Consider the following 24,077-nt stretch of genomic DNA (forward strand, 5'->3'; position numbering starts at 1 on the left):
TGCACGAGCCGGTCAGGCCATAAAAAAGTGGAGGCTTCTGTTGCCAGGCGCCTCCGGGCCCCGCCTTACGTCGCTAAACGGAAGGACTTAGGTTTGGGAACCAGCACCGCTTACGCGGCGACAGCAACCCGAGCATTGTTGTCGTTGGCAACTATGCGTTAGCCCTATAACGGCGGAACCATACCGGGCAAAAGAACGGCCTTTACACTCTCGTCGATCCTATTTCGCCCCCGCCGCAACCCTGCCACCAGAGTGGCCTGGCCAGCCCGCGGTCCAAGATCCCGCAGGCCGCCCCAAGGCTTGCGCCGCAGGGCTGTGGTGGAGGCGCCGGGTACCGCCCCCGGGTCCGAAAAGCTTATTCCGACGCTCGTTTATCGCCATAGCCGATCTTGCGAACGGCAAGGCCAATATAGGCGCTGCATGGCCGCGGGGAAAGAGAAGAAGGATGCATCGCCGGCTTATTTCGGAGTACGCCGCTTTTCAGTCGATCACGCTGCCGTCATGGGCGTGGATGTCGAGGACCATTTCATTCCCCTCCCGATCGCGCCCGGCGACCTCCCAGTGCTCGCCCAGGAGGGCGATCTCCTCGATATGGTCGAGGCCCGAGCGCCAAGCGATCCGGCGCGCCGATGCCTCGGAGACGCGCGGCGGCTGGGCCTGCTTGGCCGCGAGCTTGTTGTGGATATGGGCCTTGGTCCTGGGCTGTTCGGACAGCGTGGCCGGTGCCGTGCCGATACCCAGCAGGCTTGCCGCCAACCAGGTTGTTCCCGCCATGAAGGCAAGCTGTCTCATCGAATCCTCCTGCCGTCGCGATGACGACAGGAGGCGCGCGGATTGTGGCAGGCCCAACGGCCAGGCCAGCCACGATCCGTCAAATCCTCTCCCGATCGCGTGATCGGGAGGGGCGCGTCATGGCTGGTTCATCGAGGCCGGACGCCGGCAGAGGCGGGGCGATCCCGCGCCATCTTGATCACGGTGCCGTCGGTGGCGCGCAGGTCGATCTCGATGCCGGCGCCCGTGCTGTCGCGGCCCTCGATCTCCCATTTGCCGTCGTCGAGCTTGATGTCCTCGACCCGGACGAGACCGTGCTCCTTGGCGATGCGGCGCGCATCGTCCATCGAGATCGTGGGCTCTCCCTGCTTGATCGGAGCGGGCATCTGGGTCTGCGACTGGACGGGAGCCGCAGGGGCGGCGAGCAGGGCCGAGAGCAGCAGGGCGCGGGCGGCGGTGCCAAAGGTCATGTCGATCTCCCGTCGGTGAGGCGTGGATGGACTTCACTCGACAACCGCCGCGACACCGTGTCGGTTCCGGCTGCTGACACCGGGAGGCGCGGCCGCGCGCTAGGGTTGGACCTGCCAGCACGAGGGTAAGAAATCGGGGGAAGCCCGACGTTGCGCCCGCGCCATCGCCGCATGCTGCCGCTATGATGGCGGCGTTTCGATCGGGACTCGCCTATGCGCCAGTATCACGACCTGCTTCGACGCGTTCTCGACGAGGGTGTCCGCAAGGAAGGCCGCACCGGCACGCTCGCCGTGTTCGGCCACCAGATGCGCTTCGACCTCAGCGAGGGGTTCCCGCTCGTCACCACCAAGAAGCTGCACCTGAAATCGATCATCCACGAGTTGATCTGGTTCCTGTGGGGCGACACCCGGCAATGGCGCTCATGGCCGGCACCGGACGGGGCAACGATCGACCAGATCGCCCGGCTGGTGAACGAAATCAGGCGCAATCCGGATTCTTTCCCACCTCGGAAATCGCGATGCGCGACTGAATGGCAGGCCGCGCTTGAGGTTTTTCGGTCAGCCCAGTCCCTAGCGCTATGACTGCGATTGATGGGGAAACGGGCGAGCGCCGAGTTCACTCGCTGCCTTCGGGCACCTAGATGGGTTAGATTGCCCTGAAACACTGATCTCGCTCGAGGCCCAAATGAAGCAATATCACGAGCTAATTGAGCGCATTCTGTCCGAGGGTGTGGAAAGAGCCGATCGGACCGGAACCGGCACGATCGCCTTGTTTGGCCACCAGATGCGCTTCGACATGCGCGAGGGTTTCCCGCTGGTGACCACCAAGAAGCTTCATGTCAGATCTATTATCCACGAACTCCTGTGGTTCCTGAAGGGAGAAACCACCACCGAGTATCTGCGCGACAACAAGGTTTCAATTTGGGATGAGTGGGCGTCTGAAACCGGAGAACTGGGGCCGATCTACGGCAAGCAATGGCGTGCTTGGCCCGCATCGAATGGTCGCGAGATCGATCAAATTGCCTGGCTAGTTGACGAGATTAAGCGCAATCCCGATAGCCGTCGCCTTGTCGTATCTGCTTGGAATGTGGGCGAACTGCCCGACATGGCACTCGTTCCCTGTCATGCCCTATGGCAGGTCAGTGTGATGGGTGGGCGCTTGCATTTACAGTTGTACCAGCGGTCGGCGGATGTATTTTTAGGAGTCCCATTCAATATAGCTTCGTACTCGCTGCTATTGCATATGCTCGCTCAGCAATGCGATTTGGAGCCTGGAGATTTTGTTTGGAGCGGTGGAGATTGCCATATCTATAATAATCATCTCGATCAGGTAAAATTGCAGCTTTCGCGAGAGCCTTATCCCCTTCCAAAGCTGTCTATCAAGCGTCGTCCGCCATCAATCTTTGATTATCGTTACGAGGATTTTGATATTTTAGAGTATAGCAGTCATCCTCATATCAAGGGAAAAGTTGCGGTCTAGCTCTTTTCCGCGAGGCGTCACTGCGAATCTGGATGACTAACGACCGGAGCGTGGATGCATGGTGTCTTGGCCGGCGGCATGAACGCAGTGAGCGCCGCCGGCTTCAGGGCTGTTCTCGAGAGAGAGCTGCACCAGTAGCCGCCGATCCATCCCCTATCGGAAGTCAGACCGAAGTGGCCTGCTGCCGGTTTCGTGAACGGTGAGTTAAGCTAATCCGACCTTCATTTCGAACTCGGCCGAGCTGAGATAGCCGATGGTCGAGTGCCTGCGGATCGTGTTGTAGAGCCGTTTAGCGCGACGCGGCATAGAGCGTTACGTTTTGCCGCACATTGTGACTAATTGCGCCCCGTTTTGATTTTGTAAGGCGCCGCAATGGCCGTGAACGTGTCGGGCAAATTCGGCCTGGATCGGCACCGCTCCGGCGGCGATACCGGTCGTCGTCGGTATGAGCAACGCGCAGGCCAGCGCGCCCAGAACGGCGCGCCGGGATGCCCGATAGCGATGCCTCATCACAGGTCCACGGACATGGACAGGAGATAGGTCCGGGGAGCGCCTTGCGTGAAGGTGCCGAAGGAGGCCGCTCCCGCCCAGTACTTCGCATCCGCCACATTCACCACATTGGCGCGGAAGGTGGTCTTGCGTCCGCTGAACTCGGTCGCATAGCGCAGCCCGAGGTCGAGGCGGGTCCAGTCCGGCAGCGCCTGGGTGTTTGCGGCGTCGACGAACTGCTTGCCGGTGTGCACGATCGCGGCGTTGACGGTGAGGCCACGGATCCAAGGCAAATCCCATTCCGCCCCGAGATTGAGCTGAATGCGCGGCACGCCGATCGGGGCGTTGCCGACGTTGGCAGCCGCCGCTGTCCGGGTGAGCTCGCCGTCGAGAAGGGTCAGGCCGCCCAACACGCGCAGTTGCTGCGTGATCTGGCCGAAGGCGCTGAGCTCGAGGCCGCGAACGCGTTGCTCGCCGGTCTCGGCGAAACGGAGTGCGGGGCTGAGCTCGCCTACCGGGCGGGTGATCTGGAAGGCGGCGATCGAGCCGCCGAAGCCGTTGAAGTCGAGTTTGACGCCGGCCTCGACCTGACGGGCGATGTAAGGTCGGAGGATCTCGCCGGCATTGGTCGCTGTCGCCGGCGCGATGTCGCCGCGGCTGAGGCCCTCGACATAGTTGCCGTAGAAGGAGACGTTCTCCCAGGGGCGGATTACGAGGCCGGCGAAGGGCGTCGTCGCGCTCTTGTCGTAGGCGGAGGCCAGCGTCCCGACATTGGAGACGTAATTGCGAGCCTCGATGGTCTGGCGACGCACGCCGAGCGTCAGCAGGACGCGCTCGTCGAAGGCGGACAGCGTGTCGGCAGCGGAGAGGCCGGTGAGCGTGCTGTCGGACAGGCGCGGGCGCGATCCGAGCCGCTGCGGGGCGATCTCGGGCACGCGGACCGGATTGTAGATGTTCGACACGTATGAACCGCGCGCGGCGGTGAATTCGCGCCCCGTCTCCTCACGATAGCGGGAGAGTTGAACCGTCAGGGCATGACGGATGAAGCCGGTCTCGAACTTCGCCCGCACGCCGCCTTCATAGATCTGGCGGTCGACGCCGAGATTGTAGAACTGCGGCGCCGTGGTCGTGTCGCCGAGCACGTTGTTGATCGTCGGGGCGGAGGCGAAATAGCGCTCGACGCTCGTATGCGAGGCGCCGACATTGCCGAACAGGGTGATCCCGTCTGTGACGTCGTACTCCATCCGCAGCAGGCCGCCCTGATCCTGGACGTCCGAGTATTCCCATGGCTGGGTGACGTTGCGCCTGCCGTCGGGAGCCTTGGGCACCGGCACGCCTGCCCTCATGAAGAAGGGACGCAGCGGCGCGTCGAACTTGTCCTTTTGCGCCACCGCATAGGCCCAGGCCCTGAAGCGCTCGCCCTGATAGTCCAGCGCCAGCGCGGCGACGCCGCTCTGTTCGGATTGATTATCGACGGCCGTCCGGCCGTCGTTGAGGCTGGTCACGACCCGCAGGCCCCATTCGCGGTTCAGGCCGTAGCGGCGGGCGAAGTCGAGCTGCCCGCCGAACCGTGCCGTCGAGGCGTAGTCGAGCGTGACGCGCGTGAGATCCTCGCCGGCACGCTTGGGCACAATGTTGACGACGCCGCCGATGCCGCCATTAGGCGAAACGCCATTGATCGCCGCCGTGGGGCCCTTGAGAACCTCGATACGCTCGGCGTAGTCGGAGAAGACGCGCAGGCTCGGCGCGACGCCGTAGACCCCGTCGAACGCAATCTCGCCGCTCGTGCCCTCGTTCACCGGAAAGCCGCGGATATAGAACGAATCGAACGGCGCGCCCGTGCCCTGCGTCGCGCGCACCGACGGATCGAGCGCGAGCGCTTCGGATGCCGTCCGCGCCTGCCGGTCGCGAATGAATCGGTCGGTGTAGCTGGTGACGCTGAAGGGAATTTTCTTGGTCTCGACATTGCCGAGCATGCCCAGCCGCGCGCCGGTCGCGACCTGGCCTCCGGCGAAAGCCGGCGGCACCTGCGACGTGGCCACGCCTTCGACGACGATCTCGTCCAGTTGGACAGGCGCCTGAGGCTGCTGCCCCGCGGCGGACCCACATGCCAGCGGGACACTGGCGATGATCAGGGCGGCCGAGCATGCCCTGACTGCCGTGGTTTGCGCATAGCCGAACCTGTTCGCCGTCGCAGGCGTCTTCAAAAACACGTCGATCATCATGAGAATTTCAAACCCTCGGCCAGAACGAAAATACTCGCTGGCTGACGTCCTGAATTCTTTACTGGTTGCGAGTCAATATACTCATTTATTAACGATTGATTCAGATCTCAATGTAGTTATTCTGCAACTATTACATTATAATTACTTTAATTGCACTATCGTTTCCGACGCGAACGAACCCCGCGCCGCTTCGACACGGCACGTTCCGATCAAATGTCATCGGACGATGCCGGGAAGGCCCGGCATTCGTCGATCGCAATTTTTCGGGGCAGCCTCTGAAAATTAGAAGGGATGCGTCAGGCCGCGTATCGCTCGACGAGCGCGCGCGCGTCCTCGATCTCGCAGCGGATCCATTCCTCGACCACGACCACCTCGCGCCGGCGGCGCATCTCCGGCGGCCGCACGAGATAGTAGGAGAAGCCGGTCGGCACCGCCTTGCGCAGCGGTACCACCAGCCGGCCGGACTGGATCGCTTCATGCGCGAGCACGACGTCGGTCATGGCAACGCCGAGGCCGGCCTCCGCCGCGCTCAGCGCCATGTCCAGCGCATCGAAATCGAGGCCCCCGCGCGCGTCCAGTCCAGTGCCGGATTTTTCCGACCAGGTCGCCCAATCGCGCCGATCCGGCAGCGGATGAAGCAATGTCGCCTTGCCGAGTTCGGCTTCGCCCCCTCGTCCTTCGAGATAGCCTGGCGCGCAGACGGGCAGGATCCATTCCGGATAGAGCTCGCTCGCGCAATCAGCCGGCCAGTTGCCGATGCCGTAGCGGATGCCGAGATCGGCGTCATTGTCGTTGAGCGTCATGTCGTTCAGGCGCGTGTGGACGTTGACCTTGATCAGGGGATGCCGTTCCTGGAACGCCCGCAGCCGCGGCAGCAACCAGCGCAGCGCGAAGGTCGGCAGCACCTTGATCGTGACCGCGTTGCGCTCGTTGCGGAACGGATCGATGGCGTTGGCGATGTGGTCGAAGGCTTCCTTGACGCTGAGCGCGAGACGCCGTCCGTCGTCCGTGATCTCGAGCCCGTTATGGCTGCGGATGAAGAGCGGCGCGCCGAGCTGATCCTCCAGAATCTTGACCTGGCGACTGACAGCGCTCTCGCTGACGTTCAGGGCGAGAGCGGCCTTCTTGATGCTGAGTTGCGCCGCCACGACCTCGAAGCAGCGCAACGCATTGAGCGAAGGCAATCTGCGGCTCATCTCGGCCTCCTCGGTAGGACCCTACGCGTCCTTTCACGGCAAATCCATGCGCGGGTCGAGCGCGTCGCGCAGGCCGTCCCCGATGAAGTTGAACGAGGTCACGGCGAGCGTGATGGCAAGGCCCGGAAGAATGGCGAGCCAGGGCGCGCTGGCGAGATAGCTCTGTGCGCTTTCGAGCATGTTGCCCCAGCTCGGCGTCGGCGGTTGGATGCCGTAGCCGAGGAAGGAGATGTAGCTCTCGGCCAGGATGGCGTGGGCGACGTTGAGGGTCGCTGCAACCACGATCGGCGCGACGGCGTTGGGCAACAGTTCCCTGAACATGATGTGCCGGTTGCTTGCGCCGAAGGAAACCGCAGCCTGCGCATATTCGCGGGTCTTGAGCGAGCGGATCTGCGCCTCGACGACACGCGCGACCTCCATCCACGACGTCATCGCGATCAGCAGCACGATGGTTGGGACGGAGGGCTGGATCAGCGCCGAGGTCGCCAGCAGCAGGAAGATCGATGGGAAGCACAGCATCGCATCGACGAAGCGCATCAGTGCGGCGCCGACCACGCCCTCATAGAAGCCAGCGACGAGCCCGGCGATGACGCCGATCGCCATGGCGATCGCCATGGCCGAGAAGCCGACGGCGAGCGAGATCCGGCCTGCCATCAGCAGCCTGGCCAGGATGTCGCGGCCGAGCGGGTCGGTGCCGAGAATGTGCGGGCCGGCGAAGGGCGGCGTGAAACGGGCGCGGATGTCGATGAAGGTGTCGGTGTAGGGCAGCAGCCACGGTCCGACGATGCAGGCGAGCGTCAACAGGATGATTGTGGCCGCGCCGAAGACCGCAAGCCTGTGACGGCGGAAGCGCTTGAAGCCCGGGCTGTTCCCGAAGCCGGTCGCGGGGGCGAACTGCGGCTCTGTCTCGGTCGTGAAGGGGGCTCCGCTCATCGCCCGTTCCTTGCGATGCGGGGATCGGCCACGCCGTAGAGCAAATCGGCGATCAGGCTGCCGAGCAGCACGAGGACCGCGGAGAACATCAGGATGCCCATCACCACGGGGTAGTCGCGATAACTGATCGAATCGAGGAAGAGCCTGCCCATTCCCGGCCAGGTGAAGACGGTTTCGGTGACGAGCGCGCCGGAGAGCAGGGTCGGGATATGCAGGCCGGTAATGGTGATCATCGGCAGCAGTGCGTTGCGCAGGGCGTGGCGGATCAGGACCGAGCGCTCCGAGAGGCCCTTGGCGCGGGCCGTGCGGATATAGTCCTGGTTGACCACATCGAGCATGGAGGAGCGCATGTAGCGGCTCCAGACCGCGGTGGAGACGAGCGCGAGCACGATGACGGGGCCGATCATGTGATGAATCTGGTTCAGGAGGGAGCCGTTGCCGATCGTGTACCGATTGCCCGAAGGCAGCCATTCGAGGCCGACCGAAAAGACGTAGATGACGACGAGGCCGAACCAGAAGGTCGGGATCGAGAGCGCGACCATCGCCCCCACCGTCGCCAGCGCGTCGAACAGCGAATAGCGGCGGATCGCGCCGAGGATGCCAAGCCAGCCGCCGATTAGCATGGCAAGCAGCGTCGAAGTCAGCATGAGCTCGACGGTGGCGCCGACATGCGAGCCGATGATGTGGAGCACCGGCTGCTGGTCGCGATAGGAGCGGCCCCAATCTCCCTGCAGCATGCGCCAGAGCCATTCGGTGTACTGGACCGGCAGCGGCCGGCTCAGCCCGAGTTGCTCTGCGATGCGATCGAGATCTTCCTGGGACATCTCGCCGCCGGCGGCGAACTGCGACATTGGTCCGCCGGGAGCCAGGTGCAGGATCGCGAATCCGATCATCGAGACGACGAACAGCAGCAACACGGCCTGCCCGAAGCGGCGAAAGAGAAAAGCGCTCATGGGCGCTCAGGCCGCCCAGTACCAGTCGCGCATGTTCCAGCAGTTGGACGAGCAGTTGATGTTGGCCGCGAAGCCGTTCAACCCCTCCTTGACGCCTTCGACCATGACGGATTGATAGACCGGCAGCAGCACGAGATCCTCGCGAACGATGCGCTGGATCTGCTGGTAGGTCTTGCTGCGCTCCTGCTGGTCGAACTGGCTGGCTCCGAGATCCAGCAGCCGGTCGAGCTCCGCATTCTGGTACTGGTAGGTGTTGAGTCCGGCCCCTTGCTTGTTGGGGATCGACCTGCTGCCGAAACGCGGCGTCACGTCCGGATCGTTGCCGATCATGAAGTTCGAGCCGACGGTCACGGATTCGAATTTCGACTTCTGCCAGAACTCGCCCCAGATCACCGCAGCCGGCATGTTGGCGATCTTCATCTCCGCGCCGATCTGCCCCCAATCCTGCTGGAGTAGCTGCTGCGACTGCTCGCGCGCCGGATTGCCGGTCGTGGTCGAGTTGGAGAAGGCCAGGCGCACACCATCCTTTTGGCGGATCCCGTCCGACCCACGTTTCCAGCCGGCTGCATCCAGCAATGCATTGGCCTTCGCCGGATCATGCCGATGCGCCGGAAGTTCCGGGTCGAAGGCCCAGGATTGTCGAGGCAGGAAGGATTCCGTGGCGATCGGAAGCCCGTAATAGATGGCGTCGATCCGGGCCTGCTTGTCCATCGCCAGATAGAGCGCCTCCCGGACGGTCCGGTCGGCGAAGGGACCGAACTCCAGGTTGAGCGCGATGTGCTCGATGAAAGGCGTCGGCGAGCGGAAGACCTTGCGGCCCTTCAGGCCTTCAGCCTCCTTGGCCGCATGGGGCGGGATGCCTCCGATGCCGAGATAGTCGACCTGGCCGGTCCTGAACTGGGTGTAGAGCGCCGTCAGGTCCGGAATGTACTTGAACACGACCCGTTCGAGATGCGGCCCGGCGCCGTGATAGGCCGGATTGGCATTGACCAGCACGCGGTCGCCGGCCACGCGCTCGCCCCAGCGAAAGGGCCCCGTTCCGACGGGCGCGGTGTTGAAGGGAGCGCTGTTCGGATCGCTCGCTTTTCCGAGGATGTGCTGAGGCACGATGAATGTCAGCGCCAGGATGGACAGATAGGGCGAGTAGGCTCGCTCCATGCGCCAGTGGATTTCATCTGGCACGACGACGGCGATATCCTTGACGAGGCTGTGACCCACCCGGTTGCGGGCGCGGAAGCCGGGCGTGTTGATCAGGTCGAGCGTGTATTTGACGTCCTCGGCCGTGAACGGCGTCCCGTCATGCCATTTCACATCGTTCCTGAGCTTGATCTTCCAGTTCAGTCCGTCGGGCGAGATTCCGCCATTGGCGACGCTGGGAATCTCGCGCGCGAGGTCGGGTACCGCGCGGCCTTCCGGGTCGATCGACCAGAGCAGGCTGAAGATCTGCCACCAGACGCCCTGATCGACCTCACTGCCTGGCATCAGGGGATTGAAGACCGTAGGTTCCTGCGAAATTCCGGCGACCACCTGGCCACGCGGCTTGGGTGGCGGAGCAGCCGGCTTGCCCTGCGCAGGGACGCCCGCGGCCGGTGCGAACAACGTGCCCGCGCCAGCGGCCAGACCCAGCGCCAGCACCTCGCGGCGGCGAAAGCTCGTCCCTTTGAAATCATTGCCTGACATGATGGTATCCCCTCGTATGACGGGCTGTCTTCAGCCTCGTGATCCAGGCGGCGATCCGCCGCCGACGGTTCAGTCTCCCGCGCCCAGGCTCTCGCGCTCCGGAGAAAGATCAGCTTCGACGACGCCCAATTGTGTGATCGCGTCGGGGAGCGGCGCCCCGGCGACGAGCGCGGCGATAGCCTGGCCCATGGCCGGCGAGGTCAGGATGCCGCAGCCGCCCTGGCCCGCCAGCCAGAAGAAGCCGGGCGCCTCCTGCCGCATGCCGGCGACGGGATTGCGATCCCGAACGAAACTGCGCAACCCGGCCCATTGGCTGAGCGGGCGACCGACACTGAGCCGGGTGTCGCGCTCGATATTCTCAATCGCCTGGGCGACGTCGATATCCTCGGGATAGGCATCGAACGGTGCGACAGGCACCGCATCGGCAAGGCTACCCATCAGGCAGCCCGGCTCGGGCTTCACGTACCAGTCGTAGTCGACCGTGCCGACATGTGGCCAGTTGCGCGTGTCGAAATCCGCCTGGAGCGCGAAGGTGAAGGCCGTGCGCCGATATGGAGCGACGCCCAGTGGTGCAAGGCCGGCCATCGCCGCCACCTCATCCGCCCAGGCCCCCGCAGCATTGACCAGCACGTCCGCGACGATGTCCCCGCCAGGCCAGGTCAGGCGCCAGCGGCCGTCCTCGCGCGCGATGGTCCGGATTTCGGCCCGCGTAAAAAGCTGTGCTCCGGCAGCCCTGGCGCCCCGGAGATAACCCTGCAGCAACACATCGACGTCGATGTCCATCGCATCGGGTTCGTAGACACCGGCATCGATTCTGTCCGCCCGCAGCGCCGGAAACAGCGCCAATGCCTCGTCTTGGGTCAGCCGGCGGGCTTGCGCGCCCACCGATGCGAGATTTTCCTCGAGACGCCGCAGCGTTGCATCCTGCTCGTTGCGCCCGACCGTGAGACAGCCTCGCGGCGTGAGGATCGGCTGTTCCGTGAAGCTCGCAGGAGGCGCCGCGAGAAAGGCGCGGCTCGCCTGCGCCATCCGCCGCATCGTCGCGGCTCCGATGCCGACCGTGAACTGCGCCGCCGTGCGGCCGGAACTATGGTAGCTGAAGTGCTCCTCGCGCTCGATCAAGGCGACCGAGCCTTGCTTCGCCAGGAAATAGGCCCCGGAAGCCCCGGCGATCCCCCCTCCGACGACAGCAACGTCTACCCGCATCGGCTCAATACCACTCCAGCTTCAGAATTGGCTTGGCCCGGTCGAGCCTCGCCCTGCCTGACAACGGCATCGCGATCGCCGGATGTCGATTTCAATTTTGAGAAGCCGAGCCCTGAAAAGCGACGGTGGGCCCCGAATTCCTTGGCCACCGCCTCGAATTTTTGAAATCGACAGCGTGCCCGCCGCCGTTGCCTCTGAGCCGTCACGACAAGCGCAGCAAAGGCGACCCATGGCATTCACGATCAGCGAGACATCCGGCCGGAGGCTCATTTCTTCGGGCAGCAGCTTCGAGACGACGTACGGCTACAGCCGTGCCGTCGTCGTCGGATCACAGGTGATGCTGTCGGGCACCACCGGCTACGATTATGCGACGGAGATCCTGGCCGAAGGAGCCGCGGAGCAGACCCGCCAGCTGTTCCGCAATGCGCAGAACGCCTTCGCACAGGCCGGAGCGACGCTCGCCAATGTCGTTCGTGTCAGGGTCTACATCGCACGCGTCGAAGACTACGAGCCAGTGATGGCCGCCTTTGCCGAGGCTTTCCGTGGCGTGAGCCCGGCCTGCACCACGGTCCAGGTGGGCCTCTTCGATCCCGAGACCCGGGTCGAGATGGACATGGATGCCGTGCTCGATGTCCGCGCTTAGCCTGACGGAGCACGTGCCGGACGATGTGCTGGCCCAGTTGCTTCCTCCCCGCATCACATTGCCCTGTCGGGCCGACGTGGTGGTGATCGGCGGCGGCATCGTCGGTTGTGCGTCAGCCTATTATCTCGCGCGTGCGGGATTGTCGGTCGCGCTGGTGGAGCGTGACGCCGTCTCCTCCCAGCAATCGGGCCGAAACTGGGGCTTCGTGCGGACGCAGTATCGCGATCCGCTCGAACTGCCGCTGGCTGTCGAAGCGCTGTCGATCTGGCCGGAGCTGGAGCGCGAACTCGGCGAACCGTTGGGCTGGCGTCGGACGGGTTGCGTCTTCGTCGCCGAAACCGAGGCCGAGTACGTCGCCTTCCAGCGCTGGCGGGAGGAGACCCGGGAGATTGCGAGCGAAGCCCGCTTGCTTTCGCAGCAGGAGACGAGCGAGCTTCTGCCGGCCTTGTCAAAACCTGCGAAAGGCGCGCTCTTCACGGCCAGCGATGGACAGGCAGAACCCGCGCTCGCGACGACGGCCTTCGCCCGAGCCGCCGCCCGGGCCGGAGTGCACATCATCGAGGATTGCGGGGTCTTCGCGATCGAGAGTTCCGCCGGCCGGGTAACCGGCGTCGTCACCGAGCACGGGCGGATCGAAGCCGGTCTCGCCGTCTGCGCGGCCGGAGCGCAGAGTCATCGCCTGCTGGCGCCGCTCGGATTGTCGCTGCCGCAGCAGATCGTTCGCAGCACCGTTTCGTTGACCGCGCCCTTGCCGTCGCTGAGCGAGCCCTGTTTCTGCGGCTACGGCATCGGTCTGCGCCAGCGCGCCGACGGATCCTGCATCATCGCCGCCGATTCCTGCTCAGACATCGATCTGACGCTCGATTCGATGCGAGGGATGCGCTTCTTTCTGCCGGAGTTCATCCGCCATCGCAGCGGCTTCTCGCTGCGCCTGGGGCGCCCTTTGATCGACGATCTGCACGAGCGCCTCGCCGTTCCAAGACCGGAGCGCGCCGCAGCCGGGCGCAGGCCGCGGATCCCCGCCAATCGCGAACGCGCGAAACGAACCGGCGAAGCGCTCCGTTCCCTCTTCAACGGAGCTTCCGGTCTGTCCATCGTCAAATCCTGGGCCGGCTATATCGACGTGCTGCCGGACGCGCTGCCGGTGCTGGGCGCTCCCGACACCATACCGGGGCTGATCGTCGCGACCGGCTTTTCAGGCCATGGTTTCGGCCTCGGCCCCGCGGTCGGCCGACATGTCGCGCGCCTCGTGAAGGGCGAGGCGGCCGACCCCACGATCGCGCCCCTCAATCTGGAGCGCTTCGCGCGCGGCACCTATGCCCGCGCGCATGCTCCGCTCTGAACCGACCCATCCCTATCGCCGACCGGGAGCCGCCGATGACGTCCGCAACAGCCGCCGATTATCATGCCATCGCAGCCGGGCTTTCCTTCGAGTCCCGTGCTTTTATCGATGGCGGCTTCGTCGCGGCGAGAGGCGGCGAGACGATGGAAACGGCGAATCCCGCGACCGGCGAGGTGCTCGCCACCGTCGCAAGCTGTCAGACCGCCGACATCCACCGTGCGGTCGCGGCAGCGCGCAGGGCCTTCCGGGATGGCGCTTGGTCGCGCTCGGCGCCGGAACGGCGCAAAGCCGTGCTTCTGAAATTGGCCGAGCTCGTCCGTGCCAATGCCCGGGAACTCGCCGTCTTGGAAAGCCTCGATAGCGGCAAGCCGATCCGCGATTGCCTCAAGGAGATCGGCACCGAGGTTCCCGATACCCTGCAATGGTATGCGGAGCTGATCGACAAGACCTTCGGAAAGGTGGCGCCGACCGGCGAGGACGCGCTCGCCCTGATCACGCGCGAGCCCATCGGCGTCATCGGTCTCGTGCTGCCCTGGAACTTCCCCTTGCTGATGGCCGCCTGGAAGCTCGGACCCGCGCTCGCCAGCGGCTGCTCCGTCGTGGTCAAGCCAGCCGAGCAGACATCGCTTTCGGTTCTCAAGCTCGCTGCGCTCGCGGCCGATGCCGGCCTGCCGGACGGGGTGCTGAACGTCGTCCCCGGCCTCGGCGAGACAGCAGGGCGGGCGCTCGGCCTGCATCCTGACATCGACGCCATCTCCTTCACCGGCTCGACCGAAGTCGGGCGGATGTTCCTGCGCTATGCGGCCGACAGCAATCTCAAGGCGATCGGTCTCGAAATGGGCGGCAAGAGCCCGTTCATCGTCCTCGACGATGCGGAACTCACGCCGGAGTTGATCGACAACGCGGTGACTGCCGCCTTCTGGAACGGCGGACAGAACTGTTCCGCCAATATGCGCCAGCTCGTCGCCCGTGGCAGCCAGGAAGAGTATCTGTCCCTGGTCTCGGACAGGGCGCGGGCGCTCGTCGTCGGCGATCCGCTCGACCCGGCGACCGATCTCGGGCCGCTGGTGACGTCCGAGCATCGTGAGCGTGTCATCGGTTTCATCGAAAGCGGCCGGCGCGAAGGCGCGCGCTGCGTCCTGAGATCGGACGAGGCGCTCGCCGGCAGGCCGGGCTGTTACCTCGGGCCGACCGTATTCGCCGATCTGTCTTCCTCGATGACGATCGCGCGCGACGAGATCTTCGGTCCGGTTCTGGGCGTCCTTCCTGTCGATGGGCTGGAACACGCCCTGGCGATCGCCAACGACAGTTCCTACGGGCTGCATGCGACGGTCTACACGCGCGACATCGATCAGGCTCTTTACATGGCTCGGCGCCTCGGCTGCGGAACGGTCTCGATCAACGGCTTCACCGAAGGCGACATCAAGACGCCGTTCGGCGGCTATCGCCAATCGGGATCGCTCGCCCGCGACAAGGGCACCGAAGCGATGGCGCAGTACCTTCAGACCAAGACGAGTTGGATCAACCTGAAGATGCCCGCCGTCGCGTGAGAGGGAGGAAGCCGGCCGGCGCTCGTATTGGCCGCCGGTTCGGGTTTCATACATGCTTTCGCGGGCAGATCACGCCGGACTATCACAGAGTTAGAGCAGGCGAGCACCCATGAGCATCGACGAGACCAGACGCACGCAGCTCATGCGGTTCTACGATGGCACTCTGCTTCCGGACGAACTGGTTGAGACCATGGCCTCGGACCGGGGCTGGTTTCCCTCGCGGGTGGTGCGGCGCGGCGGCGTGGTCAAGCCGCTGATGGCCTCGGCCTCCGCGCTGCCGAAGCTCGACATCCGGGACCAGGGCAGAAGCTTCGACCTTTACGACTATCTGTCGGTCAATCGGGTCGCCGGCCTGCTGATCTTGAAGGACGGTGCCGTCGTCGCCGAGCACTACGGGCTGGGCATCCGCCCTGAGACGAAGTGGAACTCCTGCTCGCTCGCCAAATCCGTCGCGGCGACGCTCGTCGGCATAGCGCTGAAGGAAGGCGCGATCGAAAGCCTGGACGATCCCGTCACCCGCTACATGCCGCTCGGCGGCGTCTATGAGAAGGTCTCCGTTCGGCAGTTGCTGAGGCTTTGCTCAGGGGTGCGCTGGCGCGAAGACTACACCGATCCGACCTCCGACCGCCGGCGGTTGCTCGAAATCCAGTGCAACTGGGAGGCAGGCGGCATCGTCCGGCATATGGCGTCCCTGCCGGCCGAGACTCCGCCGGGCGAATCCTGGGCCTACAATACCGGCGAATCCTATCTGATCGGGCTGCTCATGCAGAACGCGGCCGGGGTCAACCTCGCCGACTACTGCAGCGAGAAGCTCTGGTCGCGGCTCGGCATGGAAGCCGATGCGAGTTGGTGGTCGGAGAGCCCGGAGGGAATGACGATTTCCGGCAGCGGAATGCACGCGACCCTGCGGGATTACGGTCGCTTCGGCCAGTTCGTGCTCGACGAAGGCCAAATCGGAGCCGACAAGCTGCTGCCAGACGGCTGGAATGGCGAAGCCGGAGCCCCCTTCCACATCGGCGAGAAGACCATCCCTTACGGCTACATGTGGTGGATCCCGGTCCTTCAATCTCCGGCTCTTGCAGACAGCTTCCAGGCCGAGGGCATCTATGGCCAGCACATTCATATCAACCCACGGCACCGCCTGGTCATCGTGGTGCTTTGCGCGCGCTCGAAGCCAACCTATCGCCAACGCCTTGAGATCAACGACGACGCTTTTTTCGCCTCTGTCGCAGAAGCCCTATGAGCCAACCGTAACATCGAGGTCAGCTACCACTGGCCACCGTTGTGCGGGGCTTTGATCGCGGTGTCGCGACGGGGCCTGGTGTCATGGCTGCGACTGCTCCGGCGGCAATATCCAAATGATCCGGAAAGCCATGGACTACCACCGAGTGCGACGCGAAGGCGATGCCGCGCTCGCCGAATACTTTCACGATCCTCTTCAGCGCCTCTCGCTGGATTTCGGTTGGTTTTCCGGGCCGAACCGTGAATTTGAGGCGCACGACGAGCGCAGCCTCCTGAATGTCGGCGACGCCCTGCAGCTTGAGCGGCTCAAGGAACTCGGGCGCGAACTCCGAATCGGTCAGCAGTTCTTCGCCGACCTTCTTGACGGTCTTGCGCACGGCTTCGAGGTCCACGTCGCGCGCCAGCCGCAGATTGAATTTGACGATCAGCCAGTCACGGCTGCTGTTCGTTACGGAGCCCAATTGGCCGAACGGAACCGTATGCACCTGGCCATGGTGATGGCGAAGGCGGACGGAGCGAAGCGAGATGCTCTCCACGGTCCCCTTGAGTTGCCCGGCCTGAATGTATTCGCCAATACGAAAGGCGTCGTCCGCCATGTAGAACAGGCCGGAAATGATATCGCGCACGAGGGATTGAGCGCCGAAGCTGAGGGCGAGCCCGAAAATGCCGGCGCCTGCGAGGAGCGGAGCGATATTGACCCCAAGTTCTCCAAGCGCGACCAGGATCCCGGTCCCCAGCATGAGGAAGGTGATCCCCCACTGGAGCAGCGGAATGATGGTCAGGAGCCGAGAACCGGGCTGGAATTCATTGTCCTTGCCCGGGACATAGCGGGTGACGGTCACGAATTTTGCGCGGATCCAGGTGCTGATCAGCGCCGACAGGGCATAAGCGATAAAGATCGCCGCGGCCGCTCGGGCAATGCTGTCATTGATCTCGTTCCAGCGCGACTCTCCGAGCCAGGCTGGAAAGTCCATGGCGAGAAACCGCGCGATGATCAGAACCACGCCCAGCGTCGCGGCCAGGCGCACGATCGCAACGAGCGCTCGCGCCAGGTGCCATTGCAAGGGCGCATTCGCCCGCTCATCCCCATGGGCATTGCAGTAGGCCAGCAGGAGCCGATCGACGATGAACGCTCCGACGACGATGCCGCCGATCGAGATCGTTGCGACGTAGAATGGAAAGTCGAGGGACATGACGCCGTAGATCCAGGCGATCCCTGCGGCACCAATGACGATCCCGAAGCCGATCTCCCGCATCGGCAGGCGCGTCGGAGCCTCGGCGTGGAAGCGGCGTGCCGCGGCCCACATCAACGCGGCGGCAATGATTCCCGCCGCTACGCCCGAAGCCTGCCCGGCGGGCCAGCTCATTCCAGCTTCAAGCAGCAACGGTATGACCGTTACGAAGGCGACGGCCAGGAACAGCGAGGCTGTCAGGAACGGCATGGCACGTCGGACTTGGGCATCGCTGGCGGAGATGAGGCGCAGCGGCGGCGCGCTCGGGCGCAACAATATCCGGACGGCCGTCATGACGATTCTGAACCGGAGCACGGTATCGACCACGGCGATCCCTAGTCGGGCCATGAGCGAACTGTCGCCCAATGCGAGCTCAACCAGGATGGCCGCTGCCAGCATCATCAGGATCAGGTCGCCGACATCGCATGCGAAAGCGGACAGGAGCCGGGTCGTTCTCGAGGCGCTCATGCGCGCCCTTGGGCGCGAGATTGCCAGGCGCATGGCATGCGGAAGCAACAGCAGGAGCGCCGCGATGACCGCAGCACGCCAGAGAAGGCCGGGATCGCCGTTGGTCAGTATACGAGCGGCCGCGTCGCCGGCTTCGCCGGGAATGCGCGGAATCGCGGTCAGGATCGGCCAGAACAGGTCCCGGATGGCGGTGAGGCCCTGCGCCAGATAGCTGACGAGGCTTCGTTGCATGGAAACGCCGGCCGGATAGGTGTCGACGCCTGCCCGCGCTGCATTCATCCAGCCGATGGCGGCGACGCCGACCATGGCAGGGATATGCCGTCTGATGTTCGCGGGCATTCGTCCGCCTATCTGCGATCGCTCGGACATGACGACCCCCCTCCCGCGGTGACGCATCCTCCAGGGCGCATGCTAGGCTCCTCCCGGCCAGCATGCGAATGAATCAGGTCGCGTGCGCGTCCAGCTCCCCAAGCCTTGCGCTTCAGAGCGTGAAGACATCGCCATCGCGGGCGAAGACGCTGTCGGGAGCCAGCGCCTGTAGACGCGCCTCGCGACCGCGCAGCAGCACATCGTCGGCGGTCGGCGCATGGTGCAGGCAGGCGAGCCGGCGGGCGCCAGCTGCCCGCATCAGTGCGAGCCCGGCCTGCCAGGTCGAATGTCCCCAGTCGCGATGAGCCGGGTAGTCGCTGTCGGCGCACCACATCGCGTCATAGGCGATCAGATCGGCGTCGCGGCAGAAGCGGACCAGGTCGGGATCGGGCGCGTTGCCCGCATGCTCATGATCGGTCAGGACCACGAAGGCCCGGCCGCCATGATCGAAGCGGTAACCGGCGGTGGCCGTGCCATGCCGCAGGGCGACGGTGCCAATGACGATATCGCCCAGCACGATGTCCCGGCCCGTCTCGAAGCTGGCAGCGTCAAGGCGGGCGGGAAGCGAGGCAAAGCCGATCGGGCTCAGCGGCTCCTCGAACAGAAGCCGCAGACTCTGGTGCAGGCTGATGTCGCTGCGGCGGGGCGCGCGAATGCCCAGCGTGAAATCGGCGTGGAGCGGGGCGAACCCGGCCAACCCGATGACATGATCGAGATGGACATGGGTCAGGAGCAGCCAGGCCGAACGCCGCCCTTCGGCGAGCAGGCTTCGCCCCAGCTCGGCCGCGCCCGATCCGCAATCGATGATGAGAACCTGCTCGCCGATCAAGACCTCGATGCAGATCGTATTGCCGCCGAAGGCGCGGAAGCGCTCGCCCGAGACCGGCATCGAGCCGCGCGTGCCCCAGAACCGGACGCTGAAATCGCTCATTGCAGGCCTCACTTCGTCTGCAGCGCGTGAACGGGCCGCCAATCTGCCCGCGGCGCAGCGGCGATCAAGTCGCGGCAGCGCTCCGCCAGCACCTTGGCCGGCCCATCGCCGGGCTTCTGCGCTAGGCAGGCGTCGATCCGGCCGAGGGCATGGTGGAAGCGGCGCTGCCGATAGGCTACGAGCGCCTGTTCGTAGCTCTCGACCCACGCCGGGCGAGTCATCGTCGTGGACAGGCCGAGGAGCTCGTAGACGGTGACGCCGAGATCGCGGCCATAGACAGCGATGCGGTCGACTTCGCGCACGAGGATTGCCTCGCCCGCTTCGCGCCGCGTTTCCTCGCTGATCAGGATCGCGGTGCCATAGGCCTTGTTGGCGCCTTCGAGCCGGCTGGCGAGGTTCACGCTGTCGCCGATCGCCGTGTAGTTCAGCCGGGTCCGGGAGCCGATATTGCCGACGATGGCCTCGCCGGAATGCAGGCCGACCCTCACCCGGAGCGGCTGCCCTTCCGCATCCATCAGTCCGGCCGCCGCGGTCTCCGCGACGATGGCGAGCGCGGCGCGGCAGGCCTGCAGGGCCATATGCGGCGCCCGCCGTGGCGCCCCCCAGAACGCCATGACGGCGTCGCCGATGAACTTGTCGACCGTACCGGCCCGCCGTTCCACCGCCTCCGAGGCCAGTTCGAGAAAGCGGCTGGCGACCGGCAGCACCGCCGGCCCGAGGCGTTCGGCGAGACGGGTGAAACCGGCGAGATCGGCGAACAGGATGGTGATGCGGGCCGAGCTGCCGCCCGGCTCGGCCCGGCCGCCATGAGCGACCAGCTCACGGACGAGATCGACCGGGATGAAGCGGCCGAAATTCGCCAGTCCCGCGGCCATGCGGGCGAGTGCGGCGGAGAGCTGGTCGATCTCGATCAGGCGCGAGCGGCGATGCACCAGCGCATCGAGCTCGAAGCGTTCGAGATGGGCGAGGTCGGCGACGACGGCACGGATCGGCTGGACCAGCAGCAGCCTCGCCAGGGCGGCGGCAGCCAATCCCGCCAGCGCGATGGCGAGGGCAAGGCCAACGCCGACGCGACGGGTGGTCGCATCGATCTCCGCCAGGAAGTCGCGTTCCGGCACGATGACCGCGAATTGCCAGCCTTGGAAGTGCAGTGGCGATAGCCCCACGGCGAAGCGCTCCCCGGAGATCTCGACGGCGATGCGCTCGGGCGCCGGCTCACCCTGTTCCGCCCGCTGCACGAGCGTCTCGCCGACACTGCGGCTGACCTCGATCAGCTTCGTGCGATCCTTGCCGTGGCCGGCCGGCTCGACCACGAGACGGCCCGTAGGGTCGATGACAACCGCTCCGCCGGTGCGGCCGACCGAGATCTGGCCGAGCAGTTTGGAAAACTGCGACAACGCGACGAAGGCGCCGAGGCGGCTGCCGTCGGGCAGCCGGCCGACATAAGCGACCGCTGGCATGGCATCTCCGGGATCGGTGGCGGGGAGCCAGTCCGGACCGGCGGATTCGACAACCGGCCAGATCCCGGCTGCGGCTTGCAGCCGGACCGCTCCGTCTTGTGTTCCGGGCTCGATCACCGCCACCGTGCCCTGCGGCCCTTCATGGGCCAGCGCCGTGACCAGCGACATGCTCCCGAGCGGCTGCGTCAGGGCCGCGTCGCGCGCGGCGGGCGAGCCGTCCCGCTCGATCAACCTGGCGGCGGCGCGCCAGGCGGCTTCCGCGCCCGTGACCTGCGCCCACCATTCATGGCGGACGGAGGTCGTGACCTGCCGCTCGATCTCGATGGCAAGCGCCGTGCTGTTGCGCGTCGCGGTTCGCCACCAGGCGATATGCACGCCACCGGCCACGATCAGCACGCCGCCGAGCGCCAGCGTCGTCAGGATGGTCTGCAGGCCAGTGCGCATCGTCGCCTCCCGCGAACGGCCGGCCGTCAGCCGGTCGGATGGGCGGTCTCGAAGGCCTGGAACACCGCCGCCAGCACATAGCCGAAGACGGCATGGCCGATCAGGCTCATCAGGGAGAGCTGCAGGTTGTCACCGATCAGCAGGAAAGGCAGGCCGGCGAGCGGAGCCAACAGGCCGAGCGCGATGAAGTAGGTGACCACCCCCCAGAGCCAGCCATCGGCGGGATGGCCGAGCCGCACCAGCCGCGTCGTCAGCCAGTAGCCGAGCGGGTAGAAGATGAAGCCGGTGACGTAGTGCAGCGCCTTAGCCCACACATCGGGCAGGGTGAAGCCGAGCTGGCGCTGGAACAGCAGCTTGACCAGTGCCGGCGGTTCGAGCGGAAAGCCCGCGAAGAGCTGCGTCGGCCAATTGGCCCAGATCTCGTAGAAGCCGGTGGCGGCGAAGCCCCCGAGCACGAGGTGCCAGCTCTGGCGGGCGGTGGGGACCACGCGGGCGATCAGCCCCGGTTCGCTGGTGGCGGTGGTCATGCTCATGAGAGCCTCCCTGGAGGTTGGTCGCCGCGGAACTGGCGGCTCAGAGGTATTCCTGGTGAAGATCGACGGTGGAGCGCCGGCCGATATCGTCGAGATGCGCGGCGATCCATTGCGCCGCTGCGGCGCGGCCGAGATCGCGCAGCCGTGTCAGAAACGACCAGCTCGTGTTGAACTTCGACGCGATCGAGAATTCGGCCATCGCGTCGTCGGAGCGGATCGCGTGGATGAAGACGCGCCGCAGCTTGTCGCGGTGCTCCGGGCGGATCCAGTCCTCATCGATCAGCTTGGTGGCGAAGGCGATCGCCCGCATCTCGCGGATCAGCGAGGAATTGAAGCTGATCTCGTTGATCCGGTTGAAGATCTCCGAGGGGTCGTTCGGCACGTCCGGCCGCACGATCGGGTTGATGTGAACAACGAGGATGTCGCGCGCCTCGGCATCATAGATCAGCGGGTAGATCGCGGGATTGCCGACATAGCCGCCATCCCAATAGTGCTGGCCGTCGACCTCCACGGCCTGGAACAGCATAGGCAGGCAAGCAGAGGCCTGGACGACGTCCGGCGACATCATCTCATTGGTGAAGATCTGCGGCTTGCCGGTCTTCACATTGGTCGCGCAGAGCCGCAGCCGGGTGCAGCGGCAGGCGCGCAACGCGTCGAAATCGACGACGCTGGTCAGCACGTCGCGCAAGGGGTTGAAGCCGAGCGGATTGAGCTGATGCGGCGAGAAGGTCCGGGTCAGGGCCTCGAAGAAGCGATAGCTTACCGGCTCCTTGACGCCGAACCCCTCCAGCCAGAGATCGAAGGGGGTCTGCTGGTAGGGGCTGGCCGTCCGGCCGGCGCGGCTGATCCGATGCCAGAAGAGTTCGAGCATTTCGCGGGCCTGCGCCTTGCCGCCGATCATCTTGCCATAGGCATAGACGACGGCGTTCATGGCGCCGGCGCTGGTCGCCGACAGGCCGTCGATCTCGATGCGGCCGTCCTCCAGCAACATGTCGAGCACGCCCCAGCCGAAAGCGCCATGGGCGCCGCCGCCCTGTAGAGCGAGGTTGATGGTCGGCGCATTGGCGCCGGGGACATCCGCCATGACTTTCGGCTGCGGGCGGGTTTCGCGGTCGAGAACGATCGACGGGGACATCAGGCGGCGTCCTTCTGCTGGGAGGGTTCTGTCGCGGGCCTGGCCAGCGCGATCTCGCGGCCGGTGATCAGCCGGGCGCCGCGCTCATAGGTCAGGTAGGACCAGAGCCAGCTCGTCGCGACGGAGAGCCGGCTGCGGAAGCCGATCAGGAACCAGACATGAACGGCCGACCAGAACAGCCAGGCCGGAAAGCCCGTCAGCCGCAGCCAGCCCAGATCGACGATCGCAAACTTTCGACCGATGGTCGCCATCGAGCCGGCGTCGCGATAGCGGAACGGGGTTGGGTCGGGTACGGCGAGGGCGCGGGCTGCGATCAGGCTGCCGACCCAACTCCCGGCCTGCTTCGCCGCCGGCGCGACTCCTGGCAGCATTGCGCCGTCCGCCCCGGCATAGGCGGCCGTGTCACCGATGACGAAGATCGCGGGATCGTCCGGGAGGGAGAAATCCACCTCGACTTTGACCCGGCCGGCACGGTCGACCGGGGCATCGAGCCAGTGGCCGGCTGGCGAAGCCTTGACGCCCGCGGCCCAGATCACGGTTCGGGCCGGAAGACGGGTCGCGCCCAGCCTCACGCCGTTTTCGGAAACGTCGGTCACCATGGCTCCGGTTGCGACGTCGACGCCCATCGCCTCGAGTGCAGCATGGGCCGCCCGGCTCAGCTCCTCGCGGAAGCCCGGCAGGATGCGTGCCCCGGCCTCGACCAGCACGATGCTGGTGTTTTCGGGCGTGATGCGCCGGAAGTCGCGATCCGAGGCATGGCGGACCAGTTCGGCGATGGCCCCCGCCATCTCGACGCCGGTCGGGCCGCCGCCGACGATGACGAAGGTCAGCAGCGCCTTGCGGACGACCTCGTCGTCTTCGAGTTCGGCTTCCTCGAGGGCGTTGAGGATCTTGGCACGGACGCGGGTTGCATCGTCGACCGTCTTGATCCCCGGCGCGGCCGACGCCCAGTCGTCGCGGCCGAAATAGCTGTGCCGGGCGCCGGTCGCGACGATAAGGTAGTCGAAAGGAACGCTGCGGCCATTCTCCGTCACCACGCAGCGGGAACGGCGATCGACATCAACGACCTTGTCGAGCACGACACGCGCATTGGCCTGGCCGCGCAGGACGGAACGGATCGGCGCGGCGATGTCGGCGGGCGACAGGCTGGCGGTCGCGACCTGGTAGAGGAGCGGCTGGAACAGGTGGAAGTTGCGCCGGTCGACGATCGTCAGCTCCACCGGCGCGTGTTTCAGCGCCTGCGCCGCGGCGAGGCCGCCGAAGCCGGCGCCGATGATCACCACGCGCGGATCGGTCGTTGTCGTCGCTGCCGTTCCCATGGCGAA

General features: G+C 65.4%; 19 protein-coding genes, 1 other RNA gene and 1 pseudogene. 6 read left to right on the forward strand and 15 right to left on the reverse strand.

Translation table 11 applies throughout. The annotated features are described in order from the left end of the window. Nucleotides 1-26: 26 nt before the first annotated feature. The 3 genes from ssrA to AC1RMY_RS06755 form a co-directional block, all read right to left on the reverse strand. Nucleotides 27-439: a transfer-messenger RNA gene (gene ssrA / locus AC1RMY_RS06745) on the reverse strand. Between the two features lie 41 nt (nt 440-480). Then, nucleotides 481-792, reverse strand: coding sequence for a hypothetical protein (locus AC1RMY_RS06750; RefSeq protein ID WP_492863181.1), 312 nt, complete (start codon nt 790-792; stop codon nt 481-483). Nucleotides 793-920: 128 nt separating this feature from the next. Next, nucleotides 921-1,241 (reverse strand): PepSY domain-containing protein, encoded by a 321-nt coding sequence (locus AC1RMY_RS06755; RefSeq protein ID WP_492863182.1) that lies wholly within the window; start codon nt 1,239-1,241, stop codon nt 921-923. 213 nt (nt 1,242-1,454) lie between these two features. On the opposite strand from AC1RMY_RS06755, the pseudogene AC1RMY_RS06760 reads away from it, so the two are divergent. Further along, nucleotides 1,455-1,739: pseudogene (locus tag AC1RMY_RS06760) on the forward strand (thymidylate synthase); the annotation flags it as partial. A 187-nt stretch (nt 1,740-1,926) separates the two neighbouring features. Next, nucleotides 1,927-2,721 carry a thymidylate synthase gene (locus AC1RMY_RS06765; RefSeq protein WP_492863183.1) on the forward strand — a complete coding sequence of 265 codons (795 nt, stop codon included), beginning with the start codon at nt 1,927-1,929 and terminating at the stop codon, nt 2,719-2,721. 509 nt (nt 2,722-3,230) lie between these two features. Here the strand turns inward: AC1RMY_RS06765 and AC1RMY_RS06770 are convergent. From AC1RMY_RS06770 to AC1RMY_RS06795, 6 genes are all read right to left on the reverse strand, one after another. Beyond that, nucleotides 3,231-5,435, reverse strand: coding sequence for a TonB-dependent receptor (locus tag AC1RMY_RS06770; protein WP_492863184.1), 2,205 nt, complete (start codon nt 5,433-5,435; stop codon nt 3,231-3,233). Nucleotides 5,436-5,731: 296 nt separating this feature from the next. Then, nucleotides 5,732-6,631, reverse strand: coding sequence for a LysR substrate-binding domain-containing protein (locus AC1RMY_RS06775; protein ID WP_492863185.1), 900 nt, complete (start codon nt 6,629-6,631; stop codon nt 5,732-5,734). A gap of 33 nt (nt 6,632-6,664) precedes the next feature. Then, on the reverse strand, nt 6,665-7,564 hold the full coding sequence (locus AC1RMY_RS06780) for an ABC transporter permease (RefSeq protein ID WP_492863186.1): 900 nt from the start codon (nt 7,562-7,564) through the stop codon (nt 6,665-6,667). Continuing rightward, on the reverse strand, nt 7,561-8,517 hold the full coding sequence (locus tag AC1RMY_RS06785; protein ID WP_492863187.1) for an ABC transporter permease: 957 nt from the start codon (nt 8,515-8,517) through the stop codon (nt 7,561-7,563). Before AC1RMY_RS06785 ends, AC1RMY_RS06780 begins: the two co-directional genes overlap by 4 nt. A 6-nt stretch (nt 8,518-8,523) precedes the next feature. Then, complete coding sequence (locus tag AC1RMY_RS06790) at nt 8,524-10,197, reverse strand: peptide ABC transporter substrate-binding protein (protein WP_492863188.1); 1,674 nt, start codon at nt 10,195-10,197, stop codon at nt 8,524-8,526. Between the two features lie 69 nt (nt 10,198-10,266). Next, on the reverse strand, nt 10,267-11,403 hold the full coding sequence (locus AC1RMY_RS06795; RefSeq protein WP_492863189.1) for an NAD(P)/FAD-dependent oxidoreductase: 1,137 nt from the start codon (nt 11,401-11,403) through the stop codon (nt 10,267-10,269). A 229-nt stretch (nt 11,404-11,632) separates the two neighbouring features. Here AC1RMY_RS06795 and AC1RMY_RS06800 point away from each other — a divergent pair, with 229 nt between their 5' ends. The 4 genes from AC1RMY_RS06800 (at nt 11,633) to AC1RMY_RS06815 (ending at nt 16,181) form a co-directional block, all read left to right on the forward strand. Next, complete coding sequence (locus tag AC1RMY_RS06800) at nt 11,633-12,046, forward strand: RidA family protein (RefSeq protein ID WP_492863190.1); 414 nt, start codon at nt 11,633-11,635, stop codon at nt 12,044-12,046. Further along, nucleotides 12,033-13,388, forward strand: coding sequence for an NAD(P)/FAD-dependent oxidoreductase (locus tag AC1RMY_RS06805; protein WP_492863191.1), 1,356 nt, complete (start codon nt 12,033-12,035; stop codon nt 13,386-13,388). Before AC1RMY_RS06800 ends, AC1RMY_RS06805 begins: the two co-directional genes overlap by 14 nt. A 35-nt stretch (nt 13,389-13,423) precedes the next feature. Continuing rightward, nucleotides 13,424-14,938 carry an aldehyde dehydrogenase family protein gene (locus AC1RMY_RS06810; protein WP_492863192.1) on the forward strand — a complete coding sequence of 505 codons (1,515 nt, stop codon included), beginning with the start codon at nt 13,424-13,426 and terminating at the stop codon, nt 14,936-14,938. 109 nt (nt 14,939-15,047) lie between these two features. Next, nucleotides 15,048-16,181: a serine hydrolase domain-containing protein gene (locus AC1RMY_RS06815; RefSeq protein ID WP_492863193.1), complete on the forward strand. Its 1,134-nt coding sequence runs from the start codon at nt 15,048-15,050 to the stop codon at nt 16,179-16,181. 19 nt (nt 16,182-16,200) lie between these two features. On the opposite strand, the gene AC1RMY_RS06820 is transcribed toward AC1RMY_RS06815, so the two are convergent. The 6 genes from AC1RMY_RS06820 to AC1RMY_RS06845 form a co-directional block, all read right to left on the reverse strand. Next, the gene (locus tag AC1RMY_RS06820) at nt 16,201-18,249 is read right to left on the reverse strand and encodes a mechanosensitive ion channel family protein (protein WP_492863194.1); all 2,049 of its coding nucleotides are present in this window, start codon (nt 18,247-18,249) and stop codon (nt 16,201-16,203) included. Between the two features lie 112 nt (nt 18,250-18,361). Next, complete coding sequence (locus AC1RMY_RS06825; protein WP_492863195.1) at nt 18,362-19,180, reverse strand: MBL fold metallo-hydrolase; 819 nt, start codon at nt 19,178-19,180, stop codon at nt 18,362-18,364. A gap of 8 nt (nt 19,181-19,188) precedes the next feature. Next, nucleotides 19,189-21,084: an adenylate/guanylate cyclase domain-containing protein gene (locus AC1RMY_RS06830; protein WP_492863196.1), complete on the reverse strand. Its 1,896-nt coding sequence runs from the start codon at nt 21,082-21,084 to the stop codon at nt 19,189-19,191. A gap of 26 nt (nt 21,085-21,110) precedes the next feature. Continuing rightward, nucleotides 21,111-21,617 (reverse strand): hypothetical protein, encoded by a 507-nt coding sequence (locus AC1RMY_RS06835; protein ID WP_492863197.1) that lies wholly within the window; start codon nt 21,615-21,617, stop codon nt 21,111-21,113. 40 nt (nt 21,618-21,657) lie between these two features. Beyond that, nucleotides 21,658-22,752 (reverse strand): patatin-like phospholipase family protein, encoded by a 1,095-nt coding sequence (locus tag AC1RMY_RS06840; RefSeq protein WP_492863198.1) that lies wholly within the window; start codon nt 22,750-22,752, stop codon nt 21,658-21,660. Beyond that, nucleotides 22,752-24,071, reverse strand: coding sequence for an NAD(P)/FAD-dependent oxidoreductase (locus AC1RMY_RS06845; RefSeq protein WP_492863199.1), 1,320 nt, complete (start codon nt 24,069-24,071; stop codon nt 22,752-22,754). The genes AC1RMY_RS06840 and AC1RMY_RS06845 overlap by 1 nt, the downstream gene beginning before the upstream one ends. Between the last annotated feature and the right edge of the window lie 6 nt (nt 24,072-24,077).

The organism is Allobosea sp. GW822-FHT03F07, assembly GCF_058801345.1.

What these genes read in the sequence shown, in the direction of transcription:
- AC1RMY_RS06750 (WP_492863181.1), bottom strand. Translation starts at nt 792, where the DNA reads ATGAGACAGCTTGCCTTCATGGCGGGAACAACCTGGTTGGCGGCAAGC.
- AC1RMY_RS06755 (WP_492863182.1), bottom strand. Translation starts at nt 1,241, where the DNA reads ATGACCTTTGGCACCGCCGCCCGCGCCCTGCTGCTCTCGGCCCTGCTC.
- AC1RMY_RS06765 (WP_492863183.1), top strand. Translation starts at nt 1,927, where the DNA reads ATGAAGCAATATCACGAGCTAATTGAGCGCATTCTGTCCGAGGGTGTG.
- AC1RMY_RS06770 (WP_492863184.1), bottom strand. Translation starts at nt 5,435, where the DNA reads ATGATGATCGACGTGTTTTTGAAGACGCCTGCGACGGCGAACAGGTTC.
- AC1RMY_RS06775 (WP_492863185.1), bottom strand. Translation starts at nt 6,631, where the DNA reads ATGAGCCGCAGATTGCCTTCGCTCAATGCGTTGCGCTGCTTCGAGGTC.
- AC1RMY_RS06780 (WP_492863186.1), bottom strand. Translation starts at nt 7,564, where the DNA reads ATGAGCGGAGCCCCCTTCACGACCGAGACAGAGCCGCAGTTCGCCCCC.
- AC1RMY_RS06785 (WP_492863187.1), bottom strand. Translation starts at nt 8,517, where the DNA reads ATGAGCGCTTTTCTCTTTCGCCGCTTCGGGCAGGCCGTGTTGCTGCTG.
- AC1RMY_RS06790 (WP_492863188.1), bottom strand. Translation starts at nt 10,197, where the DNA reads ATGTCAGGCAATGATTTCAAAGGGACGAGCTTTCGCCGCCGCGAGGTG.
- AC1RMY_RS06795 (WP_492863189.1), bottom strand. Translation starts at nt 11,403, where the DNA reads ATGCGGGTAGACGTTGCTGTCGTCGGAGGGGGGATCGCCGGGGCTTCC.
- AC1RMY_RS06800 (WP_492863190.1), top strand. Translation starts at nt 11,633, where the DNA reads ATGGCATTCACGATCAGCGAGACATCCGGCCGGAGGCTCATTTCTTCG.
- AC1RMY_RS06805 (WP_492863191.1), top strand. Translation starts at nt 12,033, where the DNA reads ATGTCCGCGCTTAGCCTGACGGAGCACGTGCCGGACGATGTGCTGGCC.
- AC1RMY_RS06810 (WP_492863192.1), top strand. Translation starts at nt 13,424, where the DNA reads ATGACGTCCGCAACAGCCGCCGATTATCATGCCATCGCAGCCGGGCTT.
- AC1RMY_RS06815 (WP_492863193.1), top strand. Translation starts at nt 15,048, where the DNA reads ATGAGCATCGACGAGACCAGACGCACGCAGCTCATGCGGTTCTACGAT.
- AC1RMY_RS06820 (WP_492863194.1), bottom strand. Translation starts at nt 18,249, where the DNA reads ATGTCCGAGCGATCGCAGATAGGCGGACGAATGCCCGCGAACATCAGA.
- AC1RMY_RS06825 (WP_492863195.1), bottom strand. Translation starts at nt 19,180, where the DNA reads ATGAGCGATTTCAGCGTCCGGTTCTGGGGCACGCGCGGCTCGATGCCG.
- AC1RMY_RS06830 (WP_492863196.1), bottom strand. Translation starts at nt 21,084, where the DNA reads ATGCGCACTGGCCTGCAGACCATCCTGACGACGCTGGCGCTCGGCGGC.
- AC1RMY_RS06835 (WP_492863197.1), bottom strand. Translation starts at nt 21,617, where the DNA reads ATGAGCATGACCACCGCCACCAGCGAACCGGGGCTGATCGCCCGCGTG.
- AC1RMY_RS06840 (WP_492863198.1), bottom strand. Translation starts at nt 22,752, where the DNA reads ATGTCCCCGTCGATCGTTCTCGACCGCGAAACCCGCCCGCAGCCGAAA.
- AC1RMY_RS06845 (WP_492863199.1), bottom strand. Translation starts at nt 24,071, where the DNA reads ATGGGAACGGCAGCGACGACAACGACCGATCCGCGCGTGGTGATCATC.